This window comes from Thermus sp. NEB1569 (assembly GCF_022385295.1).
GTDB lineage: Bacteria > Deinococcota > Deinococci > Deinococcales > Thermaceae > Thermus > Thermus scotoductus.
In genome coordinates this window covers 206069-225680 of sequence record NZ_CP092445.1, presented here as the reverse complement: position 1 = coordinate 225680, position 19612 = coordinate 206069, and the positions used below count along the sequence as shown (strand labels likewise).

Genomic DNA, 19612 nt, shown 5'->3' with positions numbered 1-19612 from the left:
GGCATGCTCCAGGGTAAAGCCTTCTTGGTCACGGGGGCCGGGGGGGCCTTGGCCCGGGCGGTGATCCCCGCCCTGCACCGCGCCGGGGCCCGGCTTTTCCTCTCCGACCCCCGGGAGGAACGGATGGCGGAACGGGCCCGGGCCTACGGGGCCAAGACCTTTGTGGCCGACCTCACCCGGCTGGAGGAGGCCGAGGCCTTGGCCCGCTTCGTGGAGCGGGAGGCTCCCCTTTTCGGGGTGGTGCACACCGTGGGCGGGTTCGCCGCCGGGCGCTTTTTGGACTCGGACCCCGGGCTTTACGACTGGCTTCTGGACCTGAACCTGCGCACCACCTTCAACCTCCTCAAGGCCACCCTGCCCTACCTGGAGGCTCGAGGCGAGGGGTTTTTCGCCGCCATCGCCGCCGGCCCCGCCTGGACGGGGGCCGGCCCAGGAAGAGCCCTCTACACCATGGCCAAGACCGCCTTGGCCAGCCTCATCCGCTCCCTCCAGGGGGAGGTGCAGGGAGTGCGCTTCCTCCTCGTCTACCCCATGGGTACCCTGGACACCGAGGCCAACCGGAAGGCCATGCCGGAGGCCGACCCCAGCCGCTGGATCGCCCCGGAACTCATCGCCGAGGCCATCCTCCTGGCCGCCTCCGCCAAGGGCGGAAGGCTCCTGGAGCTCCCCATCTACCCCCCCACCTAGCCCCCAGACAAGCTCCTAGAAAGTCCGCCACAAGGTCCCAGCCGAAGGCCTCCCGCCCGGGAACCCAGCTTTGGTGCCACTCGTCCACCACCCCGTAGAGGGCGGCCAGGAGGAGGGCGGGACGGAAATCCCCGAAGGCCACCCCCAGGAGGAAGCCCAAAAGCCCGTAGGCCAGGAAATGGGCACCCTTGTCCCAGGGATGGGGCAGGCCCATCCCGGTGGCGGGCTGGTCCGAAAGCCACCAGAGTAGCCCCATCTCCCCCAGGGCGAGGAGGGCCGGCACCCAGCGGAACCCTGGCCTACGCACCCTCCGTCTCCACCAGTTCCCAAAGCACCCCGAGGCCAAAGCCGGGGTGGAGGAAGGCCACCCGGTGCCCGCCAAAACCCGGCCGGGGGACCTCGTCGATGAGCCTGGCCCCCGCCGCCTTCAGCCGGGCAAGCTCCTCCTCAATCCGGGAGGTGGCAAAGGCCAGGTGATGAAGCCCAGGGCCCCGCTTGGCCAGAAAGCGCCCCACCGGGGTATCCGGCCCCAAGGGGGCGAGGAGCTCTAGAAGGGTCTCCCCTTCCCCCCGGAGCAGGGCCACCCGCACCCCCTGGGCGGCCACCTCCCCTTCCGCCACCACGCCAAAGCCCAAAAGCCCGTAACGGGCCTTGGCCTCCTCTAGGTTCTCCACCGCAATGCCCACGTGGTGCAGCCGCATGGGAGGATTCTACAGGTCGTACCAGGGGGGCTTCCCCCGGTAAAGCTCCAGCTCCTGGAAAAGCTCCTCCTTACCCGCCTCCTCGAGGCGGATCACCTGGGGCGGGCAGCTTTCCACACAGGCCCCACAGCCCGTGCAGGCCTCCACCTTAAGCCTTAGGACGTACTCCTCCCCCTCCCGCACCCTGTAGACCGCCTCCGTGGGGCAGACGTTGGTGCACACCGGGCAAAGGGTGCATCCCTCCTCCACCAGGATCCTGGGCCAGCGCACCTCGGAAGCCCGCCTGGCCGCCAAAAGGCGCAGGCGAAGCTCCGCCGGCATACCCTTTTCCTCCTCCGGGGCAGGAAGGGGAAGCTCGGGCACCAGGTCGGCGGCGGTGCGCTTGGCGCTTCCCATAAGGGCCTGGAAAAGTTCCCTCCGCCCCACCTTTTCCCCGGGAAGCTCCCCTTGCAGGACCTCCACCTCCACGGGGTGGTAGCGCTGGGCCTCCTCCACCATCCTTTCCAGGTGCTCGGGCACCGCAGGCCCCCCGATCCTACAGGAGGCGCAATCCCCCCGGGCCAAGACCACCTTCCCGAAACGGCTACCCGCCTCCGCCAAAAGCCCCGGGGTCAGGCGGCCCAGGCACAACACCTCCTCCCCCTTGCCCTCGGCCTTGGAGCAACGGATCTGCCCCTTGCCCCGGATCAGGGCCTCCTGGATGGCTCCTAAGGGATACTCCAGGGCCACCCCCGGGCAGACCCCCGTGCAGAGGCCGCACCCGGTGCAGAGCACCTCGTCCAGCTCCACCCGGAAGCTTTCCAAGCGTACCGCTCCCTTGGGACAGGCCTGGTAGCAGCGGTCGCACCCCCCCACGCTGTTCTTGTAGAGGAGACAACGAGCCTCCGTGTAGCGGGGCCTGGGGTCCGTGGCCTTGAGGAAGGCGTTCAGAAGGTTATCCAAGAAGCCCATTCACGCCCCTAGAAGGTCCTCTATGGCCTTAAGGAAGGCCTCAAACTGCCGGAAGTCCATCTGCTGCTGGTTGTCGGAAAGGGCCACCTTGGGGTTGGGGTGGACCTCCACGTGCACCCCATCCGCCCCCACCGCCAAGGCCGCCCGGGCCAGGGGAGCAAGAAGATCCGTGCGCCCGGCGGCGTGGGTCACATCCACCACTACAGGCAGGTGGGTTTCCTGCTTGGCCAAGGCCACGGCGGAGAGGTCCAGGGTGTTCCGCGTCCAGCGCTCAAAGGTGCGGATTCCCCTTTCCGCCAGGATGACCTGCTCATTGCCCTGGCTCAGGATGTACTCGGCGGCATAGAACCACTCCTCCATGGTGGCGGAAAGCCCCCTCTTGAGAAGGACGGGCTTACCCGAGCGCCCCACCTCCTTGAGGAGGGCGAAGTTCTGCATGTTCCGGGCCCCGATTTGGAGGATATCCGCGTATTCCGCCACCACCTCCACGTCCCGGGTATCCATGACCTCGGTGACGAAAACCATGCCAAAAGCTTCCGCCGCCTTGCGGCCAAGCTTCAGCCCCTCCACCCCCAGGCCCTGGAAGCCATAGGGGCTGGTCCTGGGCTTGAAGGCCCCGCCCCTTAGGACCTTGACTCCCTTGGCGGAAAGGAAGCGGGCGGTTTCCATCATCTGCTCCTCGGACTCGATGGAGCAGGGTCCGGCGATGAGGAGGGGCTTCTCCCCGAAGACCACCTCCCCCACCCGCACCCGGGTGGGCTCGGGCTTGTATTTGCGGGAATAGAGGAACTTCTTCTGGTCCTCCCGCTCCTCGAGGTCCAGGCTGGCCTTGAAGATCTCCTTGAAAAGCTTTCGGATGGTTTCCGGAGGAAAGGGACCCGGGTTTTCCGCGGTGAGGTAGGAAAGCATCTCCTCTTCCCGCTTGGGGTCGTAGTGGGGTAAGCCCAGTTCGGTCTGGATGCGGCCGATCTCCTGCACCAGCCTTCCCCGTTCGGAAAGAAGGCGCAGGATTTCCCGGTTAACCCGGTCCACCTCCTTACGCAGGGCCAGGATGCGCTCGTCCATGGGCTATTCTATGGGGCAAAGCCCCTTAGGGTGTCAAGCGGCTTCTTCCTTGGGCCTGGCCCGCTCCGCCACCCTGGCCACCAGCACGGAGATCCAGTAAAGGACCAATAGGGGACCGGTAACGATGGCCAAGGACACCACGTCCACCGTGGGGGTGATGAGGGCCGCCAGGGTGAGGAGCAGGACCACGGCGATCCGCCAGTTGCGGGCCAAAAAGGCGGAGGAAAGGATCCCCAGGCGGGCCAAGAGGTAGCTCACCACCGGCATCTCAAAGACCAGGCCCATGACCCCCATCATCATGAGGACCTGGCCCATGTAGCGGCCGATGGAGATCTGCGGGGTGATGACCTCACCCAAAAAGCCCAGGAGGAAGGGTATGGCGAAGGGCAAAAAGCCGTAGTAGGCGAAGAGGGCCCCCAAGGCGAAGCTAAACCCAGCCCCCAGCAAGAAGGGCACCGCCAGCCGCTTCTCGTGCTCGTAAAGCCCAGGAGCGATGAAGGCCCAGACCTGGTAGACGATGAAGGGCAGGGCCAACACCAGCCCCCCGAAGGCCGCCACCTTCAAGGAAACCAAGAAGGGCTCGGTGATGTCCAAGACGATGAGGTTCACCTGGATGTGGTTCTGCTGGGCCGCCAGGTCCAGGGGCCGCTTCAGCCACTCCAGGAGCTGGACCCTAAAACTCCAGGCCACCCCCGTACCCACCACCCAGGCCACCAGGGACCAGAGGATACGGGCCCTGAGCTCCTCCAGGTGTTCAACCAGTGGGGCTTCCTTCAAGCCTTGCGCTCCTCTTGGGGTTCGGAAACCGCCGGGGCCTTGCTGGAAGCCTCGGAAACCGGCTTCGGCTTCGGCTCTTCCCTTACGTCCACGGTCTTTTCCAGCTCCTCCCGGATCTCCTGGGCCCCCCGCTTGAACTCTCGGATGCTCTGGCCCAGGGAACGGCCGAGCTCGGGGAGTTTCTTGGGCCCGAAGATGAGGAGGGCCACCACCAGGATCACCAGGATTTCCGGCATGCCCAGGTTCATACCCCCCAGTTTACCACCCGGGCTGAAAGGAAGGTGAAACCCTAGTCCCCCTCCAGCTTACGCCGGGCGTAGCCCTCGAGGTTCCGCTGCCTCTCCCGCGCTACGGCCAGTGCATCCTCGGGCACATCGTGGGTGATCACGCTCCCCGCCCCCACCATGGCCCCATCCCCCACCCGCACCGGGGCCACCAGCACGCTGTTGGAACCGATGAAGGCTCCCTTGCCGATGAAGGTCCTGTGCTTGCGCTTGCCATCGTAGTTGGCGGTGATGACCCCGGCCCCGATGTTGGTGCCCTCCCCCACCTCGGCATCCCCCAAGTAGGCCAGGTGCCCCGCCTTGACCCCGGGGTGGAGGAGGCTATTCTTCACCTCCACGAAGTTGCCCACGTGGACCCCCTCCCTGAGAACGGCCCCGGGGCGTAGCCGGGCAAAGGGCCCGGCGTCGGCTCCCCTACCGATCACCGCCCCCTGGGCCACGGTGTGGGCCAATACCCGGGCCCCCGGTTCCAGGAGGGTGTCCTCGAGGACCGCATAGGGTCCCACCTCCGCCCCCTCGCCGATCTGGGTCTTTCCCTTAAGCACCACCCCTGGCCAGAGGGTCACGTCCGGGGCCAGCTCCACGCTGGCCTCTAGGTAGATGCTCTCGGGAAGGATCATCCGCACTCCCTTTCGCATCCACTCCCGGCGCAAGGCCGAAAGGAGCACTCCCTCCACCCGGGCGAGTTCCTCCCGGGTGTTCACCCCCAAGGCTTCCTCCACCACGCCCTTCACCGCCACCACCCTCCGCCCCCTGGCCCGGTAGATGGCGATGAGGTCGGGGAGGTAGTACTCCCGGGCGGCGTTTTCGTTTCGCACCTCCTTGAGGGCCTGGAAGAGGAAGCCGTCAAAGGCATAGGCCCCGGCGTTCACCTCCCGGATGGCCTTGACCTCAGGGGAGGCATCCTTCTCCTCCACGTTGCCCAAGACCTCCTCCCCCTGGCGCAGGATGCGGCCGTAGCCGGTGGGGTCAGAAAGCTCCACGGTGAGGAGGGCCATCCCCGCTCCCTCCTCCACCCTTTCCAGAAGGTCCCTTAGGGTTTCCGGGCGAAGAAGGGGCGTATCCCCCTGGGTAACCAGGGTGGGGCCAGGAAAGTCCTTTAACAAGGGCTCCGCCTGCAAAAGGGCGTGGGCGGTGCCGAGCTGCTCTTCCTGCACCGCCACCTCCACCGGATAGGCCTTTAGGGCCTCCACCACCTGCTCGGCTCCATGCCCCACCACCACCACCAACCTTTGGGGTTCCAGGGCCAGGGCCGTGTCCACCGCATAGGCCAGCATGGGCTTGCCCAGGAGGGGATGGAGTACCTTGGGCAGGCGGGATTTCATGCGGGTTCCCTGCCCGGCGGCCAGGATCACATGGGCGTGCATAGGGCTATTTTAGGGCGTGGGCTAGGTGTGGTCCTGGACCACCTCGAGGCCCACCCTCCCGAGCTCCCGCACCAAAGCCCGCACCGCCTCCTTCACCCCCTCGGTGATGAGGGGGCTACCGAAGCGGCTAACCCCTGCGTAGAGTCCGTGGGCACTCCTCCTCACCTCCAGAAGCAAATCCTGGGTGAGGTCTTCTTCCTCCACGTGGGTGAGCACGTAAAACCCTTCCTCCCCCCGGGCCACCTCCAGAAAGACCGCCACCCCCCCGGGGATGGCCACGGGAGCCTTGGCAAGGGTAAGCTCCTTGGGCAGTTCCCCCCTTAACAGCGCATGGGCCACCTCGTACCTCCTTATGGGCGGCCAAGGCGTGGGATCCTCGGCCACCTTGGTGAACACCGCATGGAAGAAGGTCCGGCCCGCCTCCTTCCACTTGAGGGCATACTTGGTGCGCAGGTGGGCCTCCGGGGGCTCCTTAACTTCCACCCGGTAAAGCCCGCTCCGTTTCGCCTCCTCCAGGGCGAAGCGGAAGTACTCCTCGTGGTCGGTGGTGAGGAGGAGGTCCCCGCCCCCCATGAGCCTAGTGGAAAGCCTGCGGAAAAATCCCTCCTGCAAAAGCCGCTTCCGCTGGTGCCGCTTCTTGGGCCAGGGATCGGGGAAGTTGACGATGACCCGCCTTAAGCTTCCCGGCGGCACCAGGTTCCTCAGGGCGAAGGGGCCTTGCCCGTGGTAAAGGCGCACGTTTCCTATGCCCTCGCGCTTCAGGCGCCTATAGGCCCTCAGGACGCTGGCCGCCGAGACCTCAGCCCCCAGGATGAGCCATTCCGGATGGGCCTTGGCAAGCTCCGCGGTGAAGCGCCCGTCGCCAAAGCCCACCTCGAGGAGCAAAGGCCCTTCCCGACCAAACAGATCCGCTACCCGAGGGGGCCAAACGGGGAGTAGGGCAGGCCGCACCAGCACGAGGGGGGATTATACGGTTTTTTCAAAGCCTTTTCACAGGGTCCCTCTAGGGTAAAAGCAGGAGGTTGGGTTATGGCCCTATTTGGAAGCTTAGATTCCTTACCCCTAGAGGAGCTCCTCCAGCTCCTTGCCCAGAAGGAAGGGGCCCTGGAGATCTGGAACCTAAAGGATATTCCCTCCACCGTCATTTACCTCAAACCCGGGTTCATCCGCTCCATAGACCAAAACGGCAAGCCCCTGGAGCCTTTGGCGGCCAAGGCTCTCTTGCAAACCTTGATCCAGACCCGGCAAGGAAGCTTTGAGTTCTTCCCCGGGGCAAAGCCCAAACACAAATACCGCTTGAACTGGTCCCTGGAAAAAGTGCTACTGAGCACCATCGCCCTCCAGGACGAGTTAGAGCGCTACCGGCCCCTTCTCCCCGACCCCCGGGCGGTCTTCAAGGTCACCCCTATGGCGAAGAAGAGCCTTCCCTAAGAAAGCTTTTTGAGGAAGGCTCTGCCCTATCTGCAAAAAGGGGTCTCTGCGGAAACCTTGGCCAAAGCCCTGAAAATGCCCCTGGACCTGGTGCGTTTTTACCTCTTTCGCCTGGAACGAAAGGGCTTGGTAGAGCGCACGGGCAAGATAGAAGGGGTTCGGCCAGGCCTCTTAGGGCTGTTTCTTAAGTTTCTTAAGGGGATGGGGCTATGAAGCGCGCCGCGACACGCCCCCCAAGGCGGGTTCTGTTGGTGGACGACGAACCCATCCAGCGCCTCCTCCTCATGCGGGCCCTCGAGCCCCTAGGGGTAGAGGTCCAGGAAGCCCGCAATGGCCGAGAGGCCTTAGACCTCATCAAAGACAACCATCCCCACGTAATCCTCACCGACCTCCACATGCCTGTAATGGATGGCCTCGAGCTCACCCAGAGGATTAAGGCTATAGACCCCTTGCTCCCCGTCATCCTCCTTACCGCCGATGGGGACCGGGAGGTGCGCCTTAAGGGTATTGAGGCCGGGGCCGACGACTTTCTAAACCGCCCCGTGGATTTGGCGGAGCTCAGGCTTCGGGTCAAGGGCCATCTGGAGCGCCGGAAACTGCAAGAGAAGCTGGAGGACCTGGAAAGGGCCCTTCTCGCCCTGGTGCGGGCGGTGGAGGCCAAGGACGCCTACACCGCAGGCCACGGGGAAAGGGTGGCCCAGTACGCCCTTTGGACCGCGGAGGAGCTTGGGGCGAAGCCCGAGGAGCTCGAGGACCTCCGCATGGGAGCGCTTCTTCATGACGTGGGCAAGATCGGCATCCCCGACCACATCTTGCGGGGAGACTACGCCCTCACGGAGCACGAGTGGCGCCTTATCCGGGAGCACCCGGTGAAGGGAGACGAGATCATCCGGCCCCTAAGGGCCTACACCCGCTTAAAACCCTACGTGCGCTGGCACCACGAGAAGCTGGATGGCTCCGGCTACCCCGACGGCCTTACCCAGATACCCCTCTTGGTGCAGGCGGTGACCGCCGCCGACATCTACGATGCCTTGACCAGCGTGCGCACCTACCGCAAGGTAGCTCGGCCCGAGGAAGCCTTGCAGGCCCTGGAAAACGAGGTCCGCCAAGGACGCCTGGAGCGGGAGGTGGTCCGGGCGTTTAAAAGCGCCCTCCTTCGCAACCGGGCCCTGCGAACCGCCTAAAAGCCGTACTCCTCCCAGCGGGAGTCCACCAGGGCTTTGATCCGGGCATCCATAAGGATGCGCTCGGGCCAGGTGCGGGCAAAGCCCTCCTGGGGCAGCTTGCGGGTGCCGTCCAGCACCAAGACGGGGCCCTCCACTCCCTCCATCACCCGGGCATCCCGCTCCGGATCTATGTTGTTAAGCACAGCCCAAAGAAGCTCCTCGGGGGTAAGGAGGATGTCGTGGTCTGCCAGGAGCATCAAGCGTATGCCAGCGCTTTGCGGGGTCTTGAGGAGCCTTTCCGCCAGGGCCAGGGCCTGGCCTGGCCTCTCCTTGCCCAAAGTAACCCCCCAGATGCCCGGCCACTGCCTTTGGGCCTGGGCCTCCGGGTCCTGGGGAAGCTCGGCATGAACCCTGGGGATGAAGGGTACCTCCCCCCCCTCCTCGGGAAGCTTACGGGTACCATCTACAAGAAGCTTCCCACCGAAGGCGAAGCTCCTTGAGCTATGGTCCAGCACATCCATAGGCCCCCGAAGGAGGAGGGTATCCCGCCCGGGCAGGGCATGCTTGAGGGCTTCCAAAAGGGTTTGAAACCCCGGCCTCACCGGAACATCCCCATCCACGGCCACGATCACCTTGGCGAACATCATCTGCCCAAGCCCCAGCATCCCGTAGGCCACCTTGTAGGCCTGGCCCGGATAGGCCTTGCGCAAGGCCACGTTCACCCAGTTGTGGGCCACCCCTTCCGGGGGCATGTGGTAGTCCACCACCTCGGGAAGGATGAGGCGCAAAGGCGGCAGGAAAAGGCGCTCGGAAGCCTCGATAAGGTAGGCGTCCTCCATGGGAGGTACCCCCACGATGGTGGCGGGGTAGATGGCCCTTTTCCGGTGGGTAATGGCGGTCACGTGGAAGCGGGGATAGAGATCCACGGGGGTGTAGAAGCCCGTGTGGTCCCCAAAGGGACCCTCCTCCACCAGGGGCTCTTCCGGGTCAATGTAGCCCTCCAGCACGAACTCCGCCTCGGCGGGGACAGGAAGGTCCACGGTGACACCCCGGGTGAGCTCCAGGGGTGCACCCCGCAGGAATCCCGCCAGGTGGAACTCGCTTACCCCGGGAAGAGGGGGCAAAGGGGCGGTGGCGGCGTAGGTGAGGATGGGATCCCCCCCCAGGGCCACGGCCACCTCCAGCTTTTTCCCCAGCTTCCTGGCCTTTTCCAGGTGCTGGCGGCCCACCTTGTGGAGCTGCCAGTGCATGGCCGTGCTCCTTTTGTCCAGAACCTGCATGCGGTACATGCCCACGTTGAGCTCCCCGGTCTCCGGATCCTTGGTGATCACCAGGGGCAGGGTGAGGAAGGGCCCTCCGTCCAAGGGCCAGCACTTCAGGATGGGAAGGCGGAAGAGGTCCACTGCCTCTCCCTTCAGGATCACCTCCTGCACCGGGGCCCTCCCCACCCACCTGGGGAAGAACCCTCTAAGAAGGGGAAGCTTGGGAAGAAGGCCCATGAGGGCGGAGATCCCCCCCCTTCCCGGCTTCAACTCCAGCAAGCGGGCCACCTTCTCAGAAAGCTCGTCCAGGTCCCGAACCCCCAGGGCGAAGGCGGTGCGCTCCCGGGTGCCGAAAAGGCCGATGGCCACAGGGAAATCCTTCCCCGCCACCGTTTCAAAGAGGAGCGCAGGACCCCCCGTCTTCACCATGCGGTCGGCGATCTCCGTGATCTCCAACTCGCTGGAAACGGGTACCCTGATCCGCTTGAGCTCCCCCCGCCTCTCCAAGGCTTGGAGGTAGGCCTCGAGGTTCCTAAACACCCCCAAGCTTACCCAAAAGGGGAAAGCCGTGAGGATTGCCGCCTACACTTCCAACACCAGGTGCTCTATCCGGTGGGCCCTCGGGGTCCCGTGGACCAGGATGGCCTCGAGCCTCACCGGGAGATCGTCCCGACCCAGGAGATAGCGGGCGCTTTTCAGCAGGCGCTCCACTTTCCTAGGGGTAATGGCCTCCAAAGGACTTCCAAACGCCCCTGAGCTCCTTTGCTTGACCTCCACCAGCACGTAAATCCCGTCCTGTTCCAGAAACAGGTCCACCTCCCCAAAGGGGGTGCGGCGGTTGCGGCCAAGAAGCCGGTAGCCCCGCTCAAGAAGGTAGGCGAGCGCCAGGTCCTCGGCCCAGCCTCCTTTCACGCCTTCCTCCCCAATCCAGGGAAACCTCAGGGGGCCCACTCCTGGAAGAGCTCCCCGTCCAGGTAAAGGCGGAAGTGGGCCTCCCCCACCGCTTCGTAGGTACCCGAAACCCTCAGGCCCTCACGGCCTTCCCCCTCGTAAACCAGGTGCTCCCCCCGGTCGTCCACCAGCACCAGGCGCACCTGGCGTCCTTCCACCTCCGGGGGCAGGTTCAGGGCCAGGGTCACGGTACGGGCCTCGGGCTTAGGGGCAGGCAGAGGGCTCAAAGCCCCCACCCGCACCTCTCCCCTCGCCGCCACCCTCAGGCGCACCCCGCTTCCTGGCGGCATGGGGGTGCCGGGGGCGGGCTCCTGGGCCAGCACCGTGCCGGGCGGAGCCCCAGAGGGCACCTCCTCCACCTGGACCTGCAGGCCCATGGCGTTCAGGAGGAAAAGCGCCTCCTTCTGGCTTAAACCCGTGAGCTGGGGAAGGGGCACCGTGGGACCCAGGGAAGCACCCCGGGAAACCAGAAGCCGCACCGGGGCCCCAGGAGGCAGGGGGGTGCCAGGAGGTGGGTCGCTGGCCAGGACCGTGCCCAGGGGCTCGGGGCTTTCCACCTGGGCCACCCCGGCCAGGCGGTAGCCCAGCTCGGAGAGCCGGGCTTCCGCCTCCTCCTGGCGAAGTCCCTTGAGCTCGGGCAGAGGGTTCAGCCGGGCCTGGTTAAGGGTGAGGCGCACGGTGCGCCCCGCCCTAAGGCGGGTTCCCGGTGGAGGCTCCTGGGCCAGCACCACCTCCTTGGGCTTGGCCGGGTCGTTTCCCTCCACCACCTCCAGCCTGAGCCCCATATCCTTCAAAAGGAGAAAGGCCTCCCGGGCGGTTTTGCCCACCAGGTTCGGCACAGCGTACTCCGGAGGGTTGAAGTAGCGGTAAACCCCTTGGGAAAAAAGCCATAGCCCCAGGAGGAAGAGGAGAAGGCCCGGGGCTACCCCTAGAAGGAAGCCCGGCTGGAGGCGGGAAGGACCCCGGGCCAAGGCCCGCCGGCTAGACCCCAGGGGCCAGGGGGAAAGATAGGCCACCCCTTCCTCGGCCATGGCCAGATGCTCCGGGCCAAAACCCAAGGGAGCCAGGGCCTCGAGGGCAGCCCGGGGCGGAGCCTTACGGGCCAGGGGACGTTCGGGAAAAAAGGCGTAGTAGCGCCCGGGCTTGGCGGAAACCGCCGCCTCCACAAGCCCGAGCTCCTCTAGGCGTTTGATGGCCGCCCGGTACCGGTAAAAGCGCTCCTTGTCCTCGGGGGTGCGCACCTGGAAAAAGAAAACCACCCCGCCCTCCACCCGATAAAGGGTGATCCCCTCCTTCTCCTCGAGGGTCTCCAGCACCGGGTAGCGGTCGTCCAAGATCATGCGCCGCCGATTATACCTTGCCTTCTCTCCTCCGTTCCCGACCCATATACTCTAAAAACCCCCTTTTCGGATATTCACCTGCGTACTCACCTCACGCCACCACCCGCAACACCCGGGTGATGGGCAGACCCGCCTGCCCAAGAAGCTGGGCCACCACGCTCCAGGCCATCACCCAAGCTTCCACTTGCAGGGCCACCGCCTTCAGCCCCCGTACCCTCCCCACCGCCCCCACCAGCCCCATCGGCCCCTTCAGCAGACCAAAAACCGTCTCCAGCTCCCACCGCCGCCCCAAAAGCCTCCGGTACGCACCTCTCCCCCGCCGCCGCAGGTTCAAAAGCCGCCCCCTCCCCTTTGGCCTTCCCCGTCTCCGGTTATGCCCCGTCACCAGAAGCATCCCTCGCCTCCTCGCCAACCGAAAGTTGGCTTCCCCCTCGTAGGCCGCGTCCGCCACCACCACGGGGGGCTTCTCCCCAGGAAACCTCTCCACCCCCCAGAGCATCCCCCGCCCCACCGGGGAGTCGTGCCATGAGGCCGGGGTCACCCGTAGGGCCAGCACCTCCCCCGTGTCCAGGTCCACGAGGAGGTGGAGCTTGTACCCATAAACCCAGCCCCCATCCGAGCCCACGCCCCAAGCCGCCTCCCCATCCGACCTCTGGGCGGGGAGAAGGGTGGCGTCCATGGCCAGCACCCGCCTCCCCCGGCCCACCCGCTTCCCTCCCCGCAGGAGGGGCCAGGGTAGCTTCCGGCTCCGCTCGCTGAGGGTGGCAGAGGAGGGAACGCGCTCTAGACCGAGGCGCTTGCGGAGCCTAGGGTTGCGGGCCAGTTCCCGGCGCATGCGTTCGCTGGAGAAGCCCAGGAGGGCGCGGACCAGGTGGAAGAGAAAGAGGCTGAGGTCGGAGAAGGTCCTGGGCCTGCCGGGTTTTCTCTCCCCTTCTGGCAAGCGGGCTTGGAGCCATGCCTGGAGCAGGGGGACCAGTTCCTCCAGGGGCAGGGGTAGGATGGAAGGGGGCGTCTGGTGTTCTTCCACAGCTCACCAAGCGCCCCCTTTTCCTTTGGCTTGTCAAGGGGGTATGCATTGAATATCCGAAAGGGGGGCTCTAAAAAGTATGTGGGACGTTCTCGTGGTAGGCGGCGGCCCCTCGGGTCTTTCCGCAGCCCTTTTCTTGGCCCGGGCCGGGCTTAAGGTCCTGGTGCTGGACGGGGGCCATTCCAAGATCGCCCAGGTAAGCCGGGTCCCCAACTACCCTGGCCTGCTGGACGAACCCTCGGGCAAGGAGCTTCTAGAGAGGCTAAAAGAGCACGCCCGCCGCTACGGGGCAGAGATCCAAAGGGGCGTGGTCAAGGGAGTGCGGGACCTGGGAGGGGTCTTTGAAGTGGAAACCGAGGAGGGCGTGGTGGAAGCGGAAAGGCTTCTCCTTTGCACCCACAAAGACCCCACCCTGCCCTCCCTCCTGGGCCTTACCCGCAAGGGAGTCCACATAGAAACCGACGAGGCTGGCCGTACCAGCTATCCCAGGGTCTACGCCGCTGGGGTGGCCCGGGGCAAGGTGCCGGGACACGCCATCGTGAGCGCAGGGGACGGAGCCTACGTGGCCATCCACTTGATCTCCGACCTGCGGGGAGAGCCCTACAAGGACCACGCCACGTGATGCCCTTTTTCGCCATATCGGTAAAAGTCTAAATAGCACGGGCCAGGGATTGGCCGGGCCCCGCCCCCCACCCTGGCAAAACCAGGGTGGGGCGGCGCTACACTGGCCTACCCGCCATCATGAAGCTGGCCGTCATCCCTCCGTCCACCACCAGAATGGCCCCGGTGATGAAGCTGGCCTTCTCCGAGGCCAGGAAAAGCACTGCCTCCGCCACTTCCTCAGGCTGGCCCAGCCTCCTCAGGGCGTGAAGGTCCTCCCAGTCCCGGCGGGTCCTCTCCGGGTCCTCGGAAAGAGCGATGGCCTCCAGTACCGCCTCCGTGGTAATGGCCCCCGGGGCCACGGCGTTCACCCGGATGCCCAAGGGAGCCAGGTCCAGGGCCAGGGAACGGGTGAGGTTGACCAGCCCTCCCTTGGAGGCGTTGTAAGCGGCGTTTTCCTGCTCGGCGAAAAGCGCCTGGACCCTGGCCACGTTCACGATGGCCCCACCTCCCACCTTGGCCATCTCCCTGGCCGCCAGGGCGGAGAGGTGCATGGGGGCCGTGAGGTTCACCTCCAAGACCCTTCGCCACTCGGGGAGCTTCACGGTCAGGGCCGACCCTGGGGCGCTGATGGCTGCGTTATTGACCAGTACGTCCACCCGCCCCAGGGCATGGGCTGCCTCCTCCACGAAGCGCACCCGGTCCCTTTCCTCGGCCAGGTCCGCCTGCACGAAGAAGCCTCCGATCTCCTCCGCCACCCCCCGCCCCACGGGATGCAGATTGCAAAGGGCCACCAGGGCCCCTTCCCGGGCGATGGCCCGGCCGATACCCCGGGCCGCTCCCGTCACCAGGATTCCCTTTCCCTCAAAAAGCCCCATGGCCTCACCTTACGAGGCTTGGATCCAAGGCCGCGGCCACCTTTTCCTTGGGCAGGCTTCCCTGGACCACCTCCTTTCCCCCGCCCTTGGCCCCAAGGGCCTTAAGCCTTTCCAAAACCTCCTGCCGGCCGGGGCCCAGGGCGGCGAAGCGACCCTCGGGGGAAAGGAGCAAAAAGGTCTTCTCGCTCCAGGAAAGAAGCCTCTTGGCCAGGTCCCCCAGGACGGGAGCCGGCACCAGGAGCACCCGCTCCTCGAGGGCCCGGGGCAGGAGGGCCTCCACCAAAGCCTCCTTAAGCTCCAGGTTCTCGCCCTTTAGGGCGTACACCTCTTCCTGAAGCCGACGCACCGGTTTTTCCAGCTCCAGGGGGCTGGTGGAGAAGGAAAGGGCCAGGCGGGAAAGCAGGGCGTGCTTGGCATGGTAGTCCTCCAAAGCCTCCCACCCCGCCATGAAGTACACCCGGCTTCCCCCCTTGTACCGCTCCCACTTCAGGACCTTGATGGGGCCCGCCTGGGCACTGGTCCTCAGGTGGGTGCCCCCGCAGGCCGCCAGGTCAAAGTCCCCGATCCGCACCAGGCGCACCTGGCCCTGAACCTTGGGAGGCCGCCTTAAAGGGTAACGGGCAAGCTCCTCCTCAGAAACCCAAAAGGCCTCTATGGGGTAGTCCGCGTACACGGCGAAGTTGGCCAGGGCCTCCGCCTCCTGGAGCTTGGCCTCCTCCACTTCCTCCTCGAGGTCCACGGTGGAAACCGGGCTATCCAGGCTCACGGCAATGGTGTGGTACCCCCCGGCCCTGAGGAGGGCCTGGGAAAGAATGTGCTGGGCGGTGTGGCGCTGCATGTGGCGAAACCGCCGGTTCCAGTCAATCTCTCCCTCCACCTCCGCTCCCTCGGGGATAGGGCCGTCCACACGGTGCACCACATCCCCGAAGGCCTTGGCTTCCTCAAAGACGTAAAGCACCCGCACCTGGCCAAACTCCCTTTTCAGCACGCCCGTGTCCGCAGGTTGCCCCCCGGACTCCGGGTAAAAGAGGGTTTGAGAAAGCACGACATGGTGGCCCTGCTCATCGCTCCAAGCCCGCACCACCCGGGCCTGGAAGCGGGTGGCGTAGCTGTCCTCCTGGTAAAGCCTCATGCCCTTTAGAATAAAGAGGATGGCACCCCTGGACTGGGAGGAATGGGCAAGATGGTACGCGCAAGCCCAGCATACCCTGGCCTCTGGGAAGCGGGACCTGGAGGAAGGGGACTACGACTGGGCCAGCTTTAAGGCCCACCAGGCAGGGGAATACGCCCTTAAGGGCCTGCTACGGGGACTAGGACAGCCCGCCTTTGGTCACGCCCTGATCCGCCTGCTCCAGGCGCTGAAGGAAGCGGGCCATGAGGTCCCCGAAGCCTTGGAAGAAAAGGCGCGCACCTTAGACGCCCATTACATTCCCGCCCGCTATCCCGATGCCTACCCCGAAGGAAGCCCCTACGAGTACTACACGCGGGCCCGGGCTGAGGAGGCCCTAAGGGCAGCCGAGGGCGTTCTGAAATGGGCAGAGGAGGTTTGGCGTGGCCTCGGAAGCCCTTAGGCTGCGAATGGCCGCCTGGGAGGCCCTCCTGGAAGAGGCCCAAGCCTACGCCACAAAGGTGCGGGAAACCCTGGGAGAGGCCCGGGTTTACCTTTATGGCTCGGTAGCCCGGGGTAGCTTCAACCTGGAAAGCGACATAGACCTCCTGGTGGTCTCCCCCCATCTGCCGAAAGACCCCTTAGAGCGCTTCCTCTTCCTCCAAGGCCTCAACCCCGGGCGGGTGGAGGCCAAGGGCCTAACCCCGGAGGAGTTCGCCCAGGCCATGGCCAAGGGGGCCCTGTGGTGGCTGGAAGGAGCCTTGGAGCTATGAGGGGGGAAAGGCTCGACAAGCTCCTGGCCCGCCTGGGCCTGGGAAGCCGTAAGGAGGTGGCCCGCCTGGTGCGAAGCGGCCAGGTACAGGTGGAAGGCCAGGTGGTCAGGGACCCAGCCTTTCACGTGCCCCCAGGTGCCCGCCTCGAGGTGGACGGTGAACCCCTTGTCTTGCGGTGCCACCACCACATCCTCCTGCACAAGCCGGCGGGGTACGTGACCAGCCGGAGGGAAGGCCCTTCGGTCTACGCTCTCCTGGAAGGCTTTCCCACCCGGGACCTCTCCCCGGTGGGCCGCCTGGACAAGGACACGGAAGGGCTTCTCCTCTTCACCACCGACGGCGAGCTTCTCCACCGCCTCACCCATCCCCGGCACAAGGTGGAAAAGCGCTACCTGGTCCATCTGGAACGCCCCGCCACAAGGGAGGACCAGGAGGCCTTTAGAGAGGGCCTGGTTCTAGAGGGCACGCGGCTTCTTCCCGCGGAGCTCTCCTGGGACCAAGACCCCACCCGGGTGGAGCTGGTCCTGAGGGAAGGGCGCTTTCACCAGGTAAAGCGCATGTTCCAGGCTCGAGGGAACCGTGTCCTCTACCTGAAGCGGCTCTCCCTGGGCCCCCTCACCCTAGGGGACCTCCCCGTAGGACAGGCCCGCTACCTCTCCCAAGAGGAGGAGGAAGTCCTGTACCGGGTGGTGGGGCTTTTCGCAGACCTTTAACAGAACACCTGACATCCTCCCCGTTCTGAAGAACGGGGGTTCCTACATGGAACCTTGGAGGTTGGAGTCTGTATGAGCCGAAACCCATACCTTTACTCCACCCAGCCCCCTCCCAACGGAAGGAGCCTGGCCCCTATGGGGCCGGGCCGTGTCAGGCGGCCCATGCCGCAGCACATCAAGCGCGGCGGCAGCGATGTTGAGGCTGGCTACCACATCGGCGTTGCCCTGGTAGCCGCAGGCCACACATCGGAAGATGGCCTGCGTGGTCCGGTTGGAACGGTCAGCGTGTCCGCAGCGGGGGCAGGTGCGGCTGGTCCCTCTTGGGTCCACAAAGACCACCTGCACCCCCTTCCTGGCGGCCTTGTACTGCACGAAGTCCACCAGTTGGCGGAAGGCCCAACTGTTCAGCGTGCGGTTGAACTTTTTGCTCCCCCTCACCCTGTCCCGTATCCCGTCCAGCCGCTCAAGGGCCAGGACGGGGTTCGGGTACCGGGCCGCCAGGTCCACCAGCTGCTTGCTGACCTTGTGGTTGATGTGGGTCATCCAACGCCGCTCCTTGCTCCCTATAGCCCTCACCCGGTCGGTGCGGCGGTGGCGCTGGAGACGCTGGCGGAGGGAAGCAAACCGCTCCCGGCGGTGGCGGATGGGCTTTCCGTTCACAACCAGGCAGCCTTGGGGATGTTTTGCGGTCAAGAGGCGTGCGATCCCGAGGTCCACCCCGATGACGGTCACTTGACCGTCCCCGCTATGTACACGTCAAAACCTCCATAGGGCATAACCCCAAGGGACTTCCGCGCCTTCCTCCCCCTGCACCCCAGAGGGCAAGCGCCCAAAGGGTGAGCAGGTCCAGCCCCGCCCGGAAGAGGCTCTGTCCCAGCCTCCCGTGCTTCTTGGGCCTCACCGGACGCACCCGGTGCAGCACAAGCCCCGTCCGAAACGCCCACACGAAGGCCAGGCTCAAGGGGACCAAAAGCCGCGAAAGCCTCTCCCCCCGCGTCACGTGCGTGGCCTCCAGGTCAAATCCCCGCCCCTTCAGGGCCCCAAAGAGCCGCTCTATCCCCCACCTGAGCCCGTACACCTCCAGCACCCGGTGAGGGTCCAGGTCCGTAGCCACAATCAGCCACTCCCGGACCCCAAGGCGCAACCCCACCACCCACATGCGCCGCCCGTAGACCCAGTACCGCCGCCTGGGCACCCGGCTCTCTCCCACCTTCAGGGAGGCAAAGAGCTCCCAGGCCCGAGGGCCCGAGCCCAACCGCCACATCCGGGTGTTGGCCTTGATTCGGATGCACCGGGGGATGCCCTTCTCCTCCAGGTACCGGAACCACGCCTCCCCTATGAACTCCCGATCCGCCAGGAACCCCTCCACCCGGAGGTGGGGGAAGTGGGCCCTCAGGAAAGCCAAGGCCCTCTCCATCAGGGCGATGCGTTCGGGGGTGGAGGAGTTGCCGTCGTGGGGAAGGAAGCTCCAGAACAGGGGGACGGCCAGGCCTTGGTACAGGAAGGCCAGCATCAGGAGGTTGACCTTGCTCTTCCCCAGCTCCCACTCGGTCCGGTCCATGACCAGGAGGAGCCCTTGGGGTCGGAGGAGGGCGAAGATGAAGCGGGCATAGCCCTCCCCGTCCAGCCCCGGCCAGGCCAAGAACCGCTGGAACCTTCGGTAGGCGGAGCGGGGGTCAGGGCTGGCTATGGAGCCGAGGGAAAGAGCGAGTCTGGGGCCGCTTGTGGTGCGGGCGGTGACCAGAGCCATCACCAGGGCGGCCAGGAAGGTGAGGCGCCTGAGGTCGGCCTTCCAGTATCGCTTCAAGGCGTTGATGAGTGGGGTAAGCTGTTCCATGGGGACCACCTCCTATGGGTACCTGCCCATCCACGTGGGCGCAGGTCCATCCTAAAGGGGTGGTCCCACGTTTTGACGTGTACTGAGCCGTCCCCGTCACGGACGGTAGGGGTGTGGGGCACGCTCAGGGGCAGCATCACGAACCACTCGTCGCCCCGTCTAAAGAGCCGGGCGTCCCCCTTAACGTACTGGAGCTTGTCCCGGAAGCGGGCGGGGACGCTCAAGGGAAACCACAGGAACTCACCCTTCTTTTCCGTGGAAACCCGCAGGGCCGTGCCTACCACCTTGTAGGCGCTAACCCCCAGGCCGATGCGCTGGGTGTGTACCCTGGGTTTCCCGGCCCGCCTCTTTTTCTTGCGCAGCCCGAAGTGGCTTCTGGCAACCTGTACGGCCTCGTTCACCGCCATCCGGCAGTATTCGGAAGGCAGGCCCAAGGCTCGGATGGAGCTGTAGGTGGCGGCATGGATCTTCCCCCTGTTGGAAGTCTTGGCGCTCAGAGCGTAGTCCAGTGCCAGCTGCACCCCCTGATGGAAGAGCCCTGCGGTCCGGTCGAGCCATTCCCGCTTGGCCTTACTGGGGAAGCGCAGCTTGAGCACCACGGCTTCTGCCCTGGGCATGGAATCAGTATGCCAAGAGCCATGCGGAAGTACCGCCCTGCGGGCGGCTTTCGTTTCCTCAAGACTTGTTTTGCCTT

Annotated in this window: 25 protein-coding genes; 8 read left to right on the top strand and 17 right to left on the bottom strand. The window is 65.4% G+C overall.

Annotated elements, in window-relative coordinates; genetic code table 11:
- The first annotated feature begins 3 nt into the window (after window positions 1-3).
- Entirely contained in the window at window positions 4-687 is a 684-nt protein-coding gene (locus tag MI302_RS01690) for an SDR family oxidoreductase (RefSeq protein ID WP_054392401.1), read from the top strand.
- Here MI302_RS01690 and MI302_RS01685 read toward each other — a convergent pair.
- Genes MI302_RS01685 through trmB form a run of 8 tightly spaced genes read right to left on the bottom strand, consistent with a single transcriptional unit; the run spans window position 608 to window position 6789 of the window.
- Window positions 608-943, bottom strand: a complete 336-nt coding sequence (locus tag MI302_RS01685; protein ID WP_081624237.1) for a VanZ family protein — start codon at window positions 941-943, stop codon at window positions 608-610. The two genes, MI302_RS01690 and MI302_RS01685, sit on opposite strands and share 80 nt — an antisense overlap.
- 43 nt (window positions 944-986) lie before the next feature.
- The gene (mce, locus tag MI302_RS01680) at window positions 987-1388 is read right to left on the bottom strand and encodes a methylmalonyl-CoA epimerase (RefSeq protein ID WP_239726034.1); all 402 of its coding nucleotides are present in this window, start codon (window positions 1386-1388) and stop codon (window positions 987-989) included.
- 9 nt (window positions 1389-1397) lie between these two features.
- Entirely contained in the window at window positions 1398-2339 is a 942-nt protein-coding gene (locus MI302_RS01675) for a 4Fe-4S dicluster domain-containing protein (protein ID WP_239726033.1), read from the bottom strand.
- Window positions 2340-3404 carry a bifunctional 3-deoxy-7-phosphoheptulonate synthase/chorismate mutase gene (locus MI302_RS01670; protein WP_126164339.1) on the bottom strand — a complete coding sequence of 355 codons (1065 nt, stop codon included), beginning with the start codon at window positions 3402-3404 and terminating at the stop codon, window positions 2340-2342. It abuts the gene before it with no gap.
- Window positions 3405-3437: 33 nt separating this feature from the next.
- A complete protein-coding gene (tatC, locus tag MI302_RS01665; protein WP_239726032.1) occupies window positions 3438-4181 on the bottom strand; it encodes a twin-arginine translocase subunit TatC in 744 nt (247 codons plus the stop codon).
- Window positions 4178-4429 (bottom strand): TatA/E family twin arginine-targeting protein translocase, encoded by a 252-nt coding sequence (locus tag MI302_RS01660; RefSeq protein ID WP_019550705.1) that lies wholly within the window; start codon window positions 4427-4429, stop codon window positions 4178-4180. The genes tatC and MI302_RS01660 overlap by 4 nt, the downstream gene beginning before the upstream one ends.
- A 41-nt stretch (window positions 4430-4470) precedes the next feature.
- Window positions 4471-5832: a bifunctional UDP-N-acetylglucosamine diphosphorylase/glucosamine-1-phosphate N-acetyltransferase GlmU gene (gene glmU, locus MI302_RS01655; protein WP_239726031.1), complete on the bottom strand. Its 1362-nt coding sequence runs from the start codon at window positions 5830-5832 to the stop codon at window positions 4471-4473.
- 21 nt (window positions 5833-5853) lie between these two features.
- Window positions 5854-6789 carry a tRNA (guanosine(46)-N7)-methyltransferase TrmB gene (gene trmB, locus MI302_RS01650; RefSeq protein ID WP_239726030.1) on the bottom strand — a complete coding sequence of 312 codons (936 nt, stop codon included), beginning with the start codon at window positions 6787-6789 and terminating at the stop codon, window positions 5854-5856.
- Window positions 6790-6861: 72 nt separating this feature from the next.
- Between trmB and MI302_RS01645 the strand changes: the two genes are divergently transcribed.
- From MI302_RS01645 to MI302_RS01640, 3 genes are read left to right on the top strand one after another with little or no spacing between them, the layout of a single operon-like run.
- Window positions 6862-7263, top strand: coding sequence for a DUF4388 domain-containing protein (locus tag MI302_RS01645; RefSeq protein ID WP_370687355.1), 402 nt, complete (start codon window positions 6862-6864; stop codon window positions 7261-7263).
- A gap of 9 nt (window positions 7264-7272) precedes the next feature.
- A complete protein-coding gene (locus MI302_RS12230; protein WP_370687354.1) occupies window positions 7273-7476 on the top strand; it encodes a hypothetical protein in 204 nt (67 codons plus the stop codon).
- On the top strand, window positions 7473-8447 hold the full coding sequence (locus MI302_RS01640) for an HD-GYP domain-containing protein (protein ID WP_239726029.1): 975 nt from the start codon (window positions 7473-7475) through the stop codon (window positions 8445-8447). Before MI302_RS12230 ends, MI302_RS01640 begins: the two co-directional genes overlap by 4 nt.
- On the opposite strand, the gene MI302_RS01635 is transcribed toward MI302_RS01640, so the two are convergent.
- The 4 genes from MI302_RS01635 to MI302_RS01620 form a co-directional block, all read right to left on the bottom strand.
- A complete protein-coding gene (locus MI302_RS01635; RefSeq protein ID WP_239726486.1) occupies window positions 8444-10231 on the bottom strand; it encodes a menaquinone biosynthesis decarboxylase in 1788 nt (595 codons plus the stop codon). The genes MI302_RS01640 and MI302_RS01635 overlap by 4 nt on opposite strands.
- Before the next feature lie 42 nt (window positions 10232-10273).
- A complete protein-coding gene (locus MI302_RS01630) occupies window positions 10274-10603 on the bottom strand; it encodes a YraN family protein (RefSeq protein WP_026328985.1) in 330 nt (109 codons plus the stop codon).
- A gap of 26 nt (window positions 10604-10629) precedes the next feature.
- A complete protein-coding gene (locus MI302_RS01625) occupies window positions 10630-11982 on the bottom strand; it encodes a PASTA domain-containing protein (protein WP_038031573.1) in 1353 nt (450 codons plus the stop codon).
- Between the two features lie 91 nt (window positions 11983-12073).
- Window positions 12074-13009, bottom strand: coding sequence for a transposase (locus tag MI302_RS01620; RefSeq protein ID WP_239725638.1), 936 nt, complete (start codon window positions 13007-13009; stop codon window positions 12074-12076).
- Between the two features lie 79 nt (window positions 13010-13088).
- Between MI302_RS01620 and MI302_RS01615 the strand changes: the two genes are divergently transcribed.
- Complete coding sequence (locus MI302_RS01615; RefSeq protein ID WP_015718158.1) at window positions 13089-13631, top strand: NAD(P)/FAD-dependent oxidoreductase; 543 nt, start codon at window positions 13089-13091, stop codon at window positions 13629-13631.
- Between the two features lie 97 nt (window positions 13632-13728).
- On the opposite strand, the gene MI302_RS01610 is transcribed toward MI302_RS01615, so the two are convergent.
- Both MI302_RS01610 and MI302_RS01605 read right to left on the bottom strand, forming a co-directional pair.
- A complete protein-coding gene (locus MI302_RS01610) occupies window positions 13729-14487 on the bottom strand; it encodes an SDR family NAD(P)-dependent oxidoreductase (RefSeq protein ID WP_239726028.1) in 759 nt (252 codons plus the stop codon).
- A gap of 4 nt (window positions 14488-14491) precedes the next feature.
- Window positions 14492-15619, bottom strand: coding sequence for an alanyl-tRNA editing protein (locus MI302_RS01605; RefSeq protein ID WP_239726027.1), 1128 nt, complete (start codon window positions 15617-15619; stop codon window positions 14492-14494).
- A gap of 19 nt (window positions 15620-15638) precedes the next feature.
- Between MI302_RS01605 and MI302_RS01600 the strand changes: the two genes are divergently transcribed.
- Genes MI302_RS01600 through MI302_RS01590 form a run of 3 tightly spaced genes read left to right on the top strand, consistent with a single transcriptional unit; the run spans window position 15639 to window position 17081 of the window.
- Entirely contained in the window at window positions 15639-16058 is a 420-nt protein-coding gene (locus MI302_RS01600; RefSeq protein WP_019550697.1) for a HEPN domain-containing protein, read from the top strand.
- On the top strand, window positions 16039-16368 hold the full coding sequence (locus MI302_RS01595) for a nucleotidyltransferase domain-containing protein (RefSeq protein ID WP_239726026.1): 330 nt from the start codon (window positions 16039-16041) through the stop codon (window positions 16366-16368). The genes MI302_RS01600 and MI302_RS01595 overlap by 20 nt, the downstream gene beginning before the upstream one ends.
- Entirely contained in the window at window positions 16365-17081 is a 717-nt protein-coding gene (locus tag MI302_RS01590; protein WP_239726025.1) for a pseudouridine synthase, read from the top strand. Before MI302_RS01595 ends, MI302_RS01590 begins: the two co-directional genes overlap by 4 nt.
- A 42-nt stretch (window positions 17082-17123) precedes the next feature.
- Here MI302_RS01590 and MI302_RS01585 read toward each other — a convergent pair whose 3' ends face one another.
- Genes MI302_RS01585 through MI302_RS01575 form a run of 3 tightly spaced genes read right to left on the bottom strand, consistent with a single transcriptional unit; the run spans window position 17124 to window position 19535 of the window.
- A complete protein-coding gene (locus MI302_RS01585) occupies window positions 17124-17798 on the bottom strand; it encodes a transposase (RefSeq protein ID WP_239726485.1) in 675 nt (224 codons plus the stop codon).
- Window positions 17799-17826: 28 nt separating this feature from the next.
- Window positions 17827-18918: an IS4 family transposase gene (locus MI302_RS01580; protein ID WP_014514485.1), complete on the bottom strand. Its 1092-nt coding sequence runs from the start codon at window positions 18916-18918 to the stop codon at window positions 17827-17829.
- The gene (locus MI302_RS01575; RefSeq protein ID WP_239726024.1) at window positions 18885-19535 is read right to left on the bottom strand and encodes a hypothetical protein; all 651 of its coding nucleotides are present in this window, start codon (window positions 19533-19535) and stop codon (window positions 18885-18887) included. The genes MI302_RS01580 and MI302_RS01575 overlap by 34 nt, the downstream gene beginning before the upstream one ends.
- Window positions 19536-19612: the final 77 nt, after the last annotated feature.